The organism is Propionibacterium australiense (assembly GCF_003666605.1).
Taxonomy (GTDB): domain Bacteria; phylum Actinomycetota; class Actinomycetes; order Propionibacteriales; family Propionibacteriaceae; genus Propionibacterium; species Propionibacterium australiense.
Genome location: NZ_RCIV01000012.1, coordinates 35,882 through 47,582, shown reverse-complemented (window position 1 = coordinate 47,582; position 11,701 = coordinate 35,882). Strand labels below are relative to the sequence as shown.

Annotated in this window: 16 protein-coding genes and 1 riboswitch; of the genes, 5 read left to right on the top strand and 11 right to left on the bottom strand. The window is 69.8% G+C overall.

The window, feature by feature from the left end; translation table 11 throughout:
• Nucleotides 1-64: 64 nt before the first annotated feature.
• Nucleotides 65-249: riboswitch (cobalamin riboswitch) on the bottom strand.
• Nucleotides 250-378: 129 nt separating this feature from the next.
• From D9T14_RS09425 to D9T14_RS09415, 3 genes are read left to right on the top strand one after another with little or no spacing between them, the layout of a single operon-like run.
• Nucleotides 379-1,476, top strand: coding sequence for a thiamine pyrophosphate-dependent enzyme (locus tag D9T14_RS09425; protein WP_119162032.1), 1,098 nt, complete (start codon nucleotides 379-381; stop codon nucleotides 1,474-1,476).
• Nucleotides 1,473-2,444: an alpha-ketoacid dehydrogenase subunit beta gene (locus D9T14_RS09420; RefSeq protein WP_119162033.1), complete on the top strand. Its 972-nt coding sequence runs from the start codon at nucleotides 1,473-1,475 to the stop codon at nucleotides 2,442-2,444. Before D9T14_RS09425 ends, D9T14_RS09420 begins: the two co-directional genes overlap by 4 nt.
• A gap of 18 nt (nucleotides 2,445-2,462) precedes the next feature.
• Nucleotides 2,463-3,689, top strand: coding sequence for a dihydrolipoamide acetyltransferase family protein (locus D9T14_RS09415; RefSeq protein WP_232012385.1), 1,227 nt, complete (start codon nucleotides 2,463-2,465; stop codon nucleotides 3,687-3,689).
• Nucleotides 3,690-3,856: 167 nt separating this feature from the next.
• On the opposite strand, the gene D9T14_RS09410 is transcribed toward D9T14_RS09415, so the two are convergent.
• The 10 genes from D9T14_RS09410 to D9T14_RS13675 form a co-directional block, all read right to left on the bottom strand.
• Nucleotides 3,857-4,180, bottom strand: a complete 324-nt coding sequence (locus D9T14_RS09410; RefSeq protein ID WP_232012383.1) for a cell division protein CrgA — start codon at nucleotides 4,178-4,180, stop codon at nucleotides 3,857-3,859.
• Nucleotides 4,181-4,450: 270 nt separating this feature from the next.
• Nucleotides 4,451-4,822: a hypothetical protein gene (locus D9T14_RS09405; protein WP_197720606.1), complete on the bottom strand. Its 372-nt coding sequence runs from the start codon at nucleotides 4,820-4,822 to the stop codon at nucleotides 4,451-4,453.
• Nucleotides 4,819-5,685, bottom strand: coding sequence for an ATP-binding cassette domain-containing protein (locus D9T14_RS09400; protein WP_119162036.1), 867 nt, complete (start codon nucleotides 5,683-5,685; stop codon nucleotides 4,819-4,821). The genes D9T14_RS09405 and D9T14_RS09400 overlap by 4 nt, the downstream gene beginning before the upstream one ends.
• Nucleotides 5,686-5,696: 11 nt before the next feature.
• Nucleotides 5,697-6,473: a murein hydrolase transporter LrgB gene (locus tag D9T14_RS09395; RefSeq protein WP_119162037.1), complete on the bottom strand. Its 777-nt coding sequence runs from the start codon at nucleotides 6,471-6,473 to the stop codon at nucleotides 5,697-5,699.
• Nucleotides 6,470-7,096: a hypothetical protein gene (locus D9T14_RS09390; RefSeq protein WP_119162038.1), complete on the bottom strand. Its 627-nt coding sequence runs from the start codon at nucleotides 7,094-7,096 to the stop codon at nucleotides 6,470-6,472. Before D9T14_RS09390 ends, D9T14_RS09395 begins: the two co-directional genes overlap by 4 nt.
• Before the next feature lie 34 nt (nucleotides 7,097-7,130).
• Nucleotides 7,131-7,961 carry a phosphatidylglycerol lysyltransferase domain-containing protein gene (locus tag D9T14_RS09385; protein ID WP_119162039.1) on the bottom strand — a complete coding sequence of 277 codons (831 nt, stop codon included), beginning with the start codon at nucleotides 7,959-7,961 and terminating at the stop codon, nucleotides 7,131-7,133.
• Complete coding sequence (locus D9T14_RS09380) at nucleotides 7,954-8,499, bottom strand: RNA polymerase sigma factor (protein ID WP_119162078.1); 546 nt, start codon at nucleotides 8,497-8,499, stop codon at nucleotides 7,954-7,956. The genes D9T14_RS09385 and D9T14_RS09380 overlap by 8 nt, the downstream gene beginning before the upstream one ends.
• A gap of 118 nt (nucleotides 8,500-8,617) precedes the next feature.
• A complete protein-coding gene (locus tag D9T14_RS09375; RefSeq protein WP_119162040.1) occupies nucleotides 8,618-9,253 on the bottom strand; it encodes a hypothetical protein in 636 nt (211 codons plus the stop codon).
• A gap of 396 nt (nucleotides 9,254-9,649) precedes the next feature.
• Complete coding sequence (locus D9T14_RS09365) at nucleotides 9,650-9,913, bottom strand: CopG family transcriptional regulator (RefSeq protein WP_119162042.1); 264 nt, start codon at nucleotides 9,911-9,913, stop codon at nucleotides 9,650-9,652.
• A 4-nt stretch (nucleotides 9,914-9,917) separates the two neighbouring features.
• Nucleotides 9,918-10,064 carry a hypothetical protein gene (locus tag D9T14_RS13675; RefSeq protein ID WP_170175606.1) on the bottom strand — a complete coding sequence of 49 codons (147 nt, stop codon included), beginning with the start codon at nucleotides 10,062-10,064 and terminating at the stop codon, nucleotides 9,918-9,920.
• 166 nt (nucleotides 10,065-10,230) lie between these two features.
• Between D9T14_RS13675 and D9T14_RS09360 the strand changes: the two genes are divergently transcribed.
• Complete coding sequence (locus D9T14_RS09360; protein ID WP_119162043.1) at nucleotides 10,231-10,872, top strand: aminodeoxychorismate/anthranilate synthase component II; 642 nt, start codon at nucleotides 10,231-10,233, stop codon at nucleotides 10,870-10,872.
• 51 nt (nucleotides 10,873-10,923) lie between these two features.
• On the opposite strand, the gene D9T14_RS09355 is transcribed toward D9T14_RS09360, so the two are convergent.
• A complete protein-coding gene (locus D9T14_RS09355; protein WP_119162044.1) occupies nucleotides 10,924-11,208 on the bottom strand; it encodes a type II toxin-antitoxin system TacA family antitoxin in 285 nt (94 codons plus the stop codon).
• Between the two features lie 54 nt (nucleotides 11,209-11,262).
• On the opposite strand from D9T14_RS09355, the gene D9T14_RS14565 reads away from it, so the two are divergent.
• Nucleotides 11,263-11,601 carry a hypothetical protein gene (locus tag D9T14_RS14565; RefSeq protein ID WP_232012381.1) on the top strand — a complete coding sequence of 113 codons (339 nt, stop codon included), beginning with the start codon at nucleotides 11,263-11,265 and terminating at the stop codon, nucleotides 11,599-11,601.
• Nucleotides 11,602-11,701 lie beyond the last annotated feature (100 nt).

Here is an 11,701-nt window from a genome sequence, read left to right as displayed (position 1 = left end):
GGGACTGAGCGGGGGTCAACGGGGCGCCGGCTTTCATCTGGGGCGTCTGTGAGCGCGAGACGCCTGACGGACAGGTGAGCCGACAGGTCTTCGGACTCGGATCATCCGAGGCCGGCCCCTTCCCGGGTCTCCCCAGTGGGTTCTCGTGCCGGCCCCGTCACCTTCACCGCTGCGCGCCAGTCCCGGATTTTCACCGGAGTTCCCTGGCGCCCATTGCTCATGGGCGCGATCGACTCGCACGCAGCATAGGCTCTGGGTACCCCGGGTGTCGAATCACCTGCTCACTGTGACCGGGCATCGCCCGGGAACCGTTGAATTCAGTTTTTACGATCCGGTAAGTTACCAAACCGTAAGTTTTGTTGTGGGGGGAGGACAGCCATGGATGCCGAGGATCCGACGCGGCCGGTGCAGTTGCTCACGCCGGAGGGTGTCCGTGTCGAGGACGCCCGGTTCGACTGGCGGGGCGGCGACACCGAGCTGGTGACGATGCTGCGCCGCATGATGACCGGGCGCCGCCTCGACATCGAGGGCGCCGCGCTCCAGCGCCACGGCGAGCTCGGCCTGTGGCCGCCGCTGCGCGGCCAGGAGGGCTACCAGGCCGGTATCGCCGCCGTGATCCAGCCCGACGACATGGTCTTCGCCACCTACCGCGAGCAGGCCCTGGCCATGGCCATGGGCGTCGAGGTGTCCGATCTGCTCGCCCTGTGGCGCGGGGCGGGCATGTCGCGCTGGGACAGCGAGGCCACCCGCGTCGCGCCCTTCTCGATCGTCATCGGCTCGCACCCGCTGCACGCCGTCGGCTACGCCATGGGTGTCGACCTGGAGCGCGCCGACGACGGGCCCGTGCCCGCCACGCTGGCCCTCTACGGCGACGGCGCCTCCAGCCAGGGCGACGTCAACGAGGCACTCGTCTTCGCCGCAGCCCAGGACGCGCCGATCGTGTTCTGCTGCGTCAACAACCAGTGGGCCATCAGCGAACCCGTCTCCTACCAGAGCCGGGTGCCGCTGTACCAGCGCGCCCACGGCTTCGGTCTGCCCGGCATCCGCGTGGACGGCAACGACCCGCTCGCCAGCGCCGCCGTCATCGGCTGGGCGCTCGGCCAGGCCCGCGCCGGACACCCGGTGCTCGTCGAGGCCTTCACCTACCGCATGGGCGCTCACACGACCAGCGACGATCCGGGCCGCTACCGCAGCGACGAGGCCACCGCCGACTGGGCCGCCAAGGACCCGATCGAACGGCTCCGCCGGCACCTGCTCGACGCGGGAGTCATCGACGAGGCCTGGCTGACGGCCATGGACGCCGAGCTCGAGGACTTCGGCGCCGACGTGCGCCGCACCTGCCGCGAGCTCGCCGACACCCCGATCGAGCAGGTCTTCGACGAGCTCATCGGCGAGCCCGGCGACTACCTGCGCGCCGAACGCGCCGACTGCCTGGACTGGCTGTCCACCACTCCGAGCGAAGGAGACGCGGCATGACCGAGCTCACTCTCGCGAAGGCCCTCAACACGGCCCTGCACGCCGCGCTCGCCGAGGACCCGAAGGTGCTCGTCATGGGCGAGGACGTCGGCCGGCTGGGCGGGGTCTTCCGCATCACCGAGGGCCTGTTCGACGCGTTCGGGCCGCGCCGGGTCCGCGACATGCCGCTGGCCGAGTCCGGCATCGTCGGCACCGCCATCGGCCTCGCCCTGCGCGGGTTCAGGCCGGTCGTCGAGATCCAGTTCGACGGCTTCGTCTTCCCGGCCTTCGACCAGATCGTCAACCAACTGGCCGGCTACCGGGCTCGCACCCACGGCCGCACGAGGTTGCCCGTGGTCATCCGGATCCCGTTCGGCGGCGGCATCGGCGCGGTCGAGCACCACTCCGAGTCGCCCGAGGCCTACTTCATGCACACCCCCGGCCTGCACGTGCTCAGCTGCGGTTCGCCCCAGGACGCCCACTGGCTGCTGCGGCAGGCGATCGAGTGCCCCGACCCGGTGATCCTGCTGGAACCCAAGGCCCGCTACTACGTCAAGGGCGAGGTGGGCCCGGCCCCCGACCTGCCGATGACCGCCGCCAGGACCGTCCGGCCCGGCCGCGACGCCACCCTGCTGGCCTACGGCCCGACCGTCCGCACCTGCCTGGACGCCGCCGAGGCGGCCGCCCGTGAGGGACGCGACCTGGAGGTCGTCGACCTGCGCGCCTTGGCGCCGCTCGACATGGCGACGATCCGGGCCAGCGCGGCCCGAACCCGCAGGGTCGTCGTCGTCCACGAGGCGCGCCGGACCCTCGGTCCCGGCGCCGAGATCGCCGCCCGCCTGGACGAGGAGCTGTGGGGCGCCCTCGACGCCCCGGTGCTGCGCGTCGCCGCCTGGGACACCCGCTACCCGCCGGCCCGGGTCGAGCGCGACTACCTGCCCGACGCCGAACGTGTCCTCGACGCCGTCGACAGATCATTCGCCTACTGAACCCAGCGAGGAGCAATCGTGCCCACATATCTCATGCCCGACGCGGGGGAGGGTCTCACCGAGGCCGTCATCGTCGAATGGCACGTCGCGGTCGGAGACCGGGTGAGGGTCAACGACGACCTGCTGTCGGTCGAGACGGCCAAGTCGGTCGTCGAACTGCCCTCGCCGTTCGCCGGGACCGTCACCCAGATCCTAGCCGCCGAGGGCGAGACCGTCGAGGTGGGGGCGCCCGTCGTCGTCATCGACGACGGCCCCGAGCCAGCCGGCGAGGCGCCGGGCGACGAACCGGCCGGAGCAGACCAGGGTGCCGCCGTGGCGGCCAGGGCTTCGGCGCCCGAGGCGCAGCCGCCAGCGCCCCGCCAGGACGAGGAGGCCGCCGGGTTCTCCCGCCCCGAGTCAACGGCATCGGCCGGGGCCGCCCCGGAGGCCGGGCGGCCGGTCCTCGTCGGCTACGGCGCCACCCCGGGCTCCGTCCCGCCGCGGGCCCGGCGCCGCCGCGTGCACGAGGTGAGCCGCCGCACCGGAGCCCGCCCCAGGCACGACGACCAGCACGACGCCGACGCGGTGCGCCGTGCCACTGCCCGCAACGTCACCGCATCGAAGGACAGCAAGGTGCACACGACGGCCTTCGTCGAGTGCGACGCCGGATCCGTCGTCGATCTGGTCACCGCGCTGCGCGCCCGGCGCGACTTCGCCGGGCTGCACGTGACCCCGCTGCTCATCTGGTGCAAGGCCGTCTGCCTGGCGATGCGCACCAACCCGATGATCAACGCCAGCTGGCCGAGCGAGCAGGACCGGATCACCCTGCACGAGTCGGTCAACATCGGGTTCGCCGCCGACACCCCGCACGGCCTGCTCGTGCCGGTGATCCGTGACGCCCAGGACCGCGACCTGAAGGACATGGCCGCCGAGCTGGGACGCCTGGTGAAGCTCGCCAAGGCGGGGCAGTTGCAGCCGGCCGACTACAGCGGCGGCACCTTCTCCATCACCAACCTGGGCGGCCTCGGCCTGGACGCCGGGACCCCGATCATCAGCGGGAACGAGAGCGCGATCCTGGCGATCGGTTCCATCCGGCGCCGCCCCTGGGTGAGCGAACGCGATGGCGAGGAGTTCATCGAGCCGCGCTGGACCGCGATGATGTCGCTGTCCTTCGACCACCGGCTCATCGACGGCGTCGAGGCGGCACGTTTCCTGTCCGACCTGGCCGCGCTCATCACCAACCCGGCACTGGCGATGATGTACTGAGCGCCCCGCGCACGGGCGGGACCTGCCGTTCCCGAGGGCGTCGAGGGGCCGGTCGGGGAGTAGCCCACGAACCCACGAGGATGGTGCGGGCGGGCGTCCGCCGGTCCCGCGGGCTGGACGCCCCACGGGCGTGCGGGAGCTGCCGGAGGGCGAAGCGGCCGGTGGTGCTACTTCCAGAAGGTCGCGATGAAGAAGCTGGCGGCGATGAGCCCCAGCCCGATGGCGAAGTTCCAGTTGCCGAGCACCGCCATGAAGGGGATCGTGTAGCCGGCGATGTAGAAGAGCACCAGCCACGCCACGCCGATGAGCCCGACCGGCACGAACACGTAGGGCACCCAGGCGCGGTCGGCGATGCGGACGGCCTGGAGCCTCTTGTTCGAGGCCTCCTTCGCCTTGGCCTTGTTCTTCGACTTCTTCTTGTCGACGGCCTTCTTGCGAGCCTTGGATTCCGGCACGGTGCGCTGCTCCTCGTGGACGACGGCTTGCTGCACCGGGACGACGGCGCAACACGCCAAGCCTAGTGGACGAACCCCAATCCCACGCCGAACCGCCGCCAGTCAAGCGCGGTGACCGGTAGCCGCCATGAGGCGCAGGACCTGCGTCCACCAGGGTCACCTCCTGACGAGAGCCGATGCCTAAGGCAGTTGTGTGAGGCGATGCGTGGACCGGTACGCCAAGGCAGCCTCCTGGCCGGTTCTTCACCAGCGGCTGACCCGCACCCTGTTTGACGGCCGATGGGATTGTCTGGCGTTCCTCGGGCCTCAAACGTCACAGACGCTGAAGGCGAAGGACCGGATCGGGCCGATCGATCCGCTGGCGATCTCGGAGGCATCGGGCAGCTCGCGGTTGCCCTGGACCGAGTTGAGCGCGTACCTGGTCCCGTCCGGGGCGGTGAAGGTGAGCACCGGGTCGCCGTCGTCGTTCACCTCGCAGCCGACGGTGCCGTGCTCCACGGCGAAGGGCCACGAGTGGCCGAACTGTTCGGCGGTGACCTCCTGCGGGTTGCTGGTCGCCGTCCGGGACGGGCCGTCCGTCGGGTAGTCCTCGGCGTGGAAGGCGCCACAGCCGCTCGCCGCGGTGACAAGCAGGACGGCGACCGCGCCGGTGAGAATCGTGTTGATGGTCTTGGTCATGGTGTCTCCTTCGCGGCCAGGGCCATGTACCCGTCCTCGAGGGACGGGTCGACGGGTTCGGCGTCCTCGGGTGGGGTACGGGTGACGATGCGGTAGCGGGTTCCCCGTGTGGTGCTCGTCGCGTTGACGACGATGGCGTCATTGGGCGGTGCCGCCTGCGGCGCGGTGAGCCAGGTGCGGCCGCGCGCCTCGTCGACCAGGCCCGTGGTGGGCCCGGCGAAGGTCGTACGGCCATTGCGCAGGACGAACACGTAGGGGCAGGTCTGGGCGACGTCGTCGAGGATGTGGGTGGACAGGATCACGGTCCGCTCGTCACCGAGCCTGGCGAGCAGGGTGCGGAAGCGGATGCGCTCCTCCGGGTCGAGCCCGGCGGTGGGCTCGTCCACGATGAGCAGCCCGGGGTCGCCCACGAGCGCCTGGGCTATGCCCAGACGTCGGCGCATGCCGCCGGAGAAACCGCCGATGCGGCGCCGGGAGGCGTCGGCGAGACCGACCAGCTCGATGAGCTCGTGGGCCTGCCGGCGTCTCTCGGCGCGGGCGGCGAGCCCCTTGAGCACGCCGATGTAGTCGAGGAACTCGACCGGGGTGAGGTTCGGGTACGGTTCGACGTCCTGGGGAAGATAGCCGAGGGTCTTCTTGAGCGTGCGCCGCGCTCCCCGGTCGGACAGGTCGTGGCCGTCGACGAGGACCCGGCCGCGTGTGGGCCGGATGATCCCGCAGACGATGCGCATGAGGGTGGTCTTGCCGGCGCCGTTGGAGCCCAGCAGCCCGATCATCCCGGTGGGCAGGTCGATGGTCACCTCGCTGAGGGCTCCCGGTTTCCGGCGGAAGTCCTTGGTGACGTGGTCGATGGAGATGAACACGGGTTCTCCTTTCAGCTCCGGGCACGGGCGCGGGCAAGGGACGAGCCGGCGGCCAGGAGCAGCATGATGAGCACGGCCTGCCACACCAGGGACAGGACCGCGGCCGGTGGCGTGGTGGCGTCCAGGCCGAGCGGGCCGGTCGAGTCGTAGCGGGGGTAGAGGGGCGACGCCCCGAAGAACCCGGCCGCGACGGTGTCGCCGACGAGATTGAGGACGGTGCCGTTGAGGGTGGGCAGCGGGACCAGCGGCGTGGAGAACACGGCCCCGAACCACAGCAGGACCGCCACGACACGCGCCGCACCGTGCGGGAGCACGGCGCCGAGCAGCGCCGACAGGCAGGTGGCGACCAGCGCACTGGGCAGGACGATCGTCACGAGAACGGCGATCGCCGCCAGGACGGCTGTCCCGTGGCCGGCGACGGTCTGCGCGAGCCCGGTTCCCATCAGGACGACGGCGCTCGGAACGAGGACGATCCCGAGCGTCCCCAGGACGAGGGCGGCGTGGCGCGTCAGCGGGGCGGCGGGCGTCGAGGCCTCGATCTCGTCCATGCTGCGGCGAGACGCGGAGGCGAAGAAGTCGGTGAACGCCGCGGCGTAGGCGGCCCCGCAGAACAGCGCGATGACCTGGCCGGTGAAGGCAAGATCGGGTGTGCCGCCGGTGTGCGGGGCACCCGGGGAGATGAACGCCAGCAGGGCGCCAAGGGCGGTCAACGACACGATCGCGAACCACAGCCAGACGCGTCGGCGCGTGATCCGCGCATGGGTGGCGGCGACGTGGAACAGCGTCATGTCGTCACCGCCTTCGAGATGTTCTCCTCCGCGTCCCCCAGCCGCAGGGCCGCCATGACGGCGAACCCGGCGGCCATGACGAACAGGCCGCCGCACCGCACGGCGAGCACGCCGACGTAGGGCTCCCACATCAGGGACACGAACATCCAGCCCGCGATGACGGCGATGCTCGTCGTCGACGCGGACCTGGAGAAGGCGGCGGCCGCCAGCGCGACGGCCACGATGAAGGTCGTGGAGCTGACCGGGCCGAGAACATCGACCCAACCGACGTCTCTCGGCCACACCCTACGGGCGTGCAGGGGCGCGAACATCGCGAACACCGCGAGTACCGAGACCGTCAGGACGATGGCGCCGCGGATGAGCTGTGCCGCACGGAATGACGTGGGGGTGGACTCGTGCAACTCGATGACCGGGTCACCGGTCAGCGCCACGACCGCGGTGATGCCGACCGCGATCGAGAACATCTGGGACAACCAGGTGACGGCGACCGCGGTCTGTGTCGCCGTCCACGACCCGGCCATCACCACACCGATCGCCGCCACGGCGATGCCGGACGTGAGGGGCAGGGCCGCGGCCGGCGCCCCGACGCGCCTGAACTGCGCGCGGATCCTCCCAGTCGACATGATCCTTCTCTGCGTTCTTGACCCGGACGGGCCATCACCTGGTGAGTAGCCGGCGAGGCCGGCCCGGTTCACGCAGTGCCCACGGCGACGGCGGCCCTGCGGCCGTCAGCATGGCGGCCACGAACAGGACCACGCCCACGCCTGCCACGGCGAACGCGGGCAGGACGTCGTTCACCGCCCCGATCACGGCGCCGAGCCCGACCCGCATCATCGGTTCGGGCGCGGGAATGAGCACGGGGATCGTCATGAGCCCGATGAGCGCGCCGACCCAGGGGGCGGCCCAGACCGACAGGAGCGTCGTCAGCCCGGTGACCAGCACCATCGGCGCAAGCCAGGTCAGGACGAGGGGGCCGAACGCGGCCACCGAACCGGAGCTGGCGGCCAGCCACGAGGCTGCCCCACCCGCAAGACAGTCGACGACGAGCACCATCGTCGCCCGGGCGAACAGGACCGTGGCCGGCCCCACAGGGGTGGCGATCGGCACCGAGTCCGCCGACCGCGTGGAAACGGCCATCGTCATCGTGACGACCGCACCGGCGAGGATGAGCGCGGCGAAACCCGATGCCACGGCCGAGGAGCCCTGGGTGGTGCCCAGGAGCCTGGCGGTGAGCACCGCGAGAGCCGCGCTCACGAGCGCCGCCGGAACGATGAGCCACGACGCGACCCGGACCTGGGCCAGCACCAGGGCTGCCGTCACCCGGATGCTGCGCGCCAGTGTCCACCGCGGCGCATCCATCGGTGACGCCGACGCGGTGACAGCGGACCGGATCGTCTCGAAACTCGGCATCGAACCGGCCCTGGACGCCTCGATCCGGGCGAGTGCCGCCCGGAACTGTTCGGCCTCGTTCCCGTACGGATCATTCATGAGGCCCTCCGATCTCCTCTCGCAGCAGGCGCCGGGCCCGCGACACCCGGCTCTTGACCGTCCCCACCGGGATGCCGACGACATCGCTGATCTCGCCGTACGGCAGGTCGTGGAGCCATGCCAGGACGATGACCTCGTACAGATCCTCCGGCAGATGCTCCATGGCGTTCACCAGCGCCTCCGACCCGGCCCGCGAGACCGCCACATCGGCCGGGCCCGGATGCGCGTCGGCCGGGGTGCCGTCGACGGAGTCGAGAGGCACCGTCGGCCGGCGTTTGCGGCGGGTGTGCACGTACACCTGACGGGACGCGATGCCCAGCAGCCAGGTCAGCACCCGGCTGTCCCCGCGGAACGAGCGCGCCGACCGCCAGCAACCCAGCCAGACGTCCGCGCAGACCTCCTCGACCACACCGCGGTCCGGCACCCGCCTCGACACGAAACCGTGGACCGACGCCGCGAACCGCGCGTACAACTCGGCCAGGGCGCACTCATCCCCGTCGCCCACACGGCGCAGCAACTCAACCGGGTCGGAGTCCACACACTGCTTGTAGCACGCACCGGCCGAATGGTTCACCGCCTCCGGACGCGGGAAGCCAGCAGCGGGTGCAGGCCGACGAGTAGGACCGATGCCGGAACTTCACTCGGCAGCAGTGTGCTCAGTGGCTAACGCTGACGAGTTCACCGACGCGCGAGACCTCGGCCGGGGCCGTCTCGGTCAGGAAATCAGGAGCCGGCGCCTTCGGATGCGCCTCGCAGCGGGCCATGAGCTGACCCACGGTGGTTCCCGATGGTTCTTCCGCCCCGCCGGCGCCGTGCCCGCTCCTGGTGATGCCCAGCATCCACAGGGTCTTGTCGTCTGCCCGGGCGACGACCGTTGCGGGCTCGTGGTCGTGGAGCTGCTCGGCCAGCCAGCCGAGGGTGTCCTCGGGGCTGGCGATGATGAACAGCACCTCGCCTGTCACGGCGTGAGGGGCACTGTCGACGGGCTCGGGAGTGGCCTCAAGCAGATCGCGGAGCAGACGCAAGGTGGCCAGACGATCAGCTGCACCGTCGGGGCGGGGGTCCCGGAACAACCGGATGAACCACTCGCGGTCCTCACGGGCGGTGTAGACCTGACGGTGAACGCACAGCTGGTACTCGTCAGGGGCGCCCGCTTCGCCGAGAAGAGCGACGATGCCGTCCTGGTCGTACTCGTCGGGGGAGGTGCCTCCGGCGAAGAGCTCGGGCAGCTGCGGGCTGGACAGGCCGAACGACGCAGGTCCGTAGGCCGAGACGATCGCGTGAATGGTCACTCCACCACCCTCCTTGCCTCCTCGAGTGTCAGACCGATCTGGTTCACCAAGAGCTTGCGGACCTCGATACTGCTGACCTCCCTGCGGTGGAAAGCCCATCGTATGCGCGGATGCGCGTCTGACACCAGCCAACAGTGCGACCCCTTACCCGAGTCTCCCAGTTCCCGGTAACCGAGCTTCATGCACAGAAGACGTTTGAACTCGCTTGACGGCATGGAGGGGAACCCATTGCCACCCATGACGCCTCCAACGCGAACTGCCGACTCACCTGAAGCTTAGAGCTGGGATGAGCTCGGCGCCCAGCCCCAGCCCACGCCTGTGCACAAGTACCCCTCAGGTGCTGGCCGGTCAATTCCTTGGCCGTGGTGCTTGAAGGATCCTTGGCGGGCAGGTCCCTCAGAGCGAGTCGATGAGATCGCGCATCAGCTGCGAGACCGTGATGTGGCGCTTCTTCGCCACCTCGTCCAGCTTCGCCCGGCGCGCGGCATCAAGGCGAAGGGTGAACGGGCGCGCTCGTTCACCCACACTGATGGGGCGTCCGGGAACCGAGGGGCCCAGGTGCTTGCCGGTGTAGCCCCGCTCGGACTCGGCCTCAGCGGCCCGCTGCTCGATGTCCTTGTCAGCGGACTGGATCTCGTTCATGTCGTGATGCGCGCCCATCTGGTCACCTCCCCGGTCCGAGTTCGATGAGAACCTTCTTCGTCGCGGGCATGGCATGGAGGACCAGCCGGCCATCGGGCTCGTCCTCCACCGCGATGTCCTCCAGCAGCCGCCCGCTGGCATCGGACCCAACCCCGACCCACTGCACCAATCACGGCATGGCAGGTAGGACCAGGCGCCGGCGAGGCAGGGCGAGAAGCTCTTCTCAAGCAGCACCTGCCCTGGCGGTGGGAAGTCGTCCCCTGCGGTCGGGCAGCCGGGCAACCCCGGTACTGCCCGTTCTGGGGCCTGGGGGCCATCCGGCCTAGACTTCGGTCATGTCCCGGATCCTCGTCATCGACAACTACGACTCGTTCGTCTACAACCTCGTCCAGTACCTCGCCCAGCTCGGCGCAGAGGTTGAGGTCTGGCGCAACGACGACCCGAGGTTCGGCCGGGACGGCTGGCACGAGGGTTTCGACGGGGTGCTCGTCTCACCCGGCCCCGGCACCCCCGAGGACGCCGGTGTCTGTGTCGACGTCATCGCGACGATCGGCCGTGAACTGCCCGTCTTCGGGGTCTGCCTTGGCCTGCAGGCCATGGCCGTCGCCTTCGGGGCCGGCGTCACCCGCGCCCCCCAGCTGCGGCACGGCAAGACGAGCCGGATCAGCCATGACGGCAGGGGCTGTTTCGCGGGTCTGCCCAACCCGATGACCGTCACCCGCTACCACTCGCTCGCCGTCGATCCGGCCACGGTGCCCGACGAACTCGAGGTCAGCTCGACGACCGACGACGGCATCATCATGGCCATGCGGCACTGCACACTGCCAGTCGAGGCCGTCCAGTTCCACCCCGAGTCGGTGTTGAGCGAGGGGGGCTATCCGATGCTCGCCAACTGGCTCACCGTGTGCGGCGACGACCAGGCGCTCACCCGTGCCGAGGGCCTGGCCCCGCTCATGACCGCCACCCATGACGGCTGAGGGGTTCTGGGCCGCCGAACGGTGACAGGACCCGGCGCCGAATACGCCCGGTTACTGGGCGACCTTTTCTGCTCCATGTGGAGCGGTGTTGCGGAGCAGACGAGCCAGCTGCTCGTTGGGATGCCCTGCGCGGGCAAGGGCCTTCTCCACTTGGTTGGCGTCTTGGTAGCTGAGTCGGAGGGCCTGCTCGTCAACCAGGACTTGACGGGCCCGGTCCAGCGCAGACCCGAGGATGAATGACGTCAGGTCCTGGTTCTGTGCCTCGGCGGCGGAACGCAGTGTCTGGATGGCGACGCTGCTGCAGCGAAGATTGATGCGCTCGGTCTTCGTCGTCATGGCTCCCTCCAAGACGCTTGCGGTACATCCATGGTATGTACACTGCACGTTACCATGTCACTGAGTGGCGTTGACAGTGGCGATGACGGTCTTCATGGGCATGAACAAGTGCAGATGGTTGGTGACGAACGCGGTGAACCCATACCGGGCGTAGAAGGCCGCTGCCTGTTCGTCGTAGGCGTGGCACACGACTACTTCGATACCTATGTCGCTTCCCACCGAAGCGATGCGCCGGATGGCGTCGCTGAGCAGGTGCCGTCCAAGGCCCTTGCCCTGCGCCCGTTCGTCAACGCCGAGACGAGCGAGAAGAACAGCTGGCATGGGGTACCGGGCAGATCTCTTGCCATGAACCGCCGCCGCGTCATCGAGATCGAGTTAGTAGGCCCTGAGTGAGTAGTACCCCTGGACTCTCGAGTCGTCGTCGATTGCCAGGAAGGTTCGAGTGTTGTTCCGCCGCTCGTGCTGTCCTGCCTGCTCCTTCAACCAGATGTCG

Bases quoted from the DNA above. Each gene is read 5' to 3' on its own strand.
- D9T14_RS09355 (WP_119162044.1), bottom strand. From the start codon at position 11,208: ATGACGACGAAGACCGAGCGCATCAATCTTCGCTGCAGCAGCGTCGCC.
- D9T14_RS09395 (WP_119162037.1), bottom strand. From the start codon at position 6,473: ATGACGCTGTTCCACGTCGCCGCCACCCATGCGCGGATCACGCGCCGA.
- D9T14_RS09360 (WP_119162043.1), top strand. From the start codon at position 10,231: ATGTCCCGGATCCTCGTCATCGACAACTACGACTCGTTCGTCTACAAC.
- D9T14_RS09365 (WP_119162042.1), bottom strand. From the start codon at position 9,913: ATGGGCGCGCATCACGACATGAACGAGATCCAGTCCGCTGACAAGGAC.
- D9T14_RS09390 (WP_119162038.1), bottom strand. From the start codon at position 7,096: ATGTCGACTGGGAGGATCCGCGCGCAGTTCAGGCGCGTCGGGGCGCCG.
- D9T14_RS09425 (WP_119162032.1), top strand. From the start codon at position 379: ATGGATGCCGAGGATCCGACGCGGCCGGTGCAGTTGCTCACGCCGGAG.
- D9T14_RS14565 (WP_232012381.1), top strand. From the start codon at position 11,263: ATGTCACTGAGTGGCGTTGACAGTGGCGATGACGGTCTTCATGGGCAT.
- D9T14_RS09385 (WP_119162039.1), bottom strand. From the start codon at position 7,961: ATGAATGATCCGTACGGGAACGAGGCCGAACAGTTCCGGGCGGCACTC.
- D9T14_RS09405 (WP_197720606.1), bottom strand. From the start codon at position 4,822: ATGACCAAGACCATCAACACGATTCTCACCGGCGCGGTCGCCGTCCTG.
- D9T14_RS09420 (WP_119162033.1), top strand. From the start codon at position 1,473: ATGACCGAGCTCACTCTCGCGAAGGCCCTCAACACGGCCCTGCACGCC.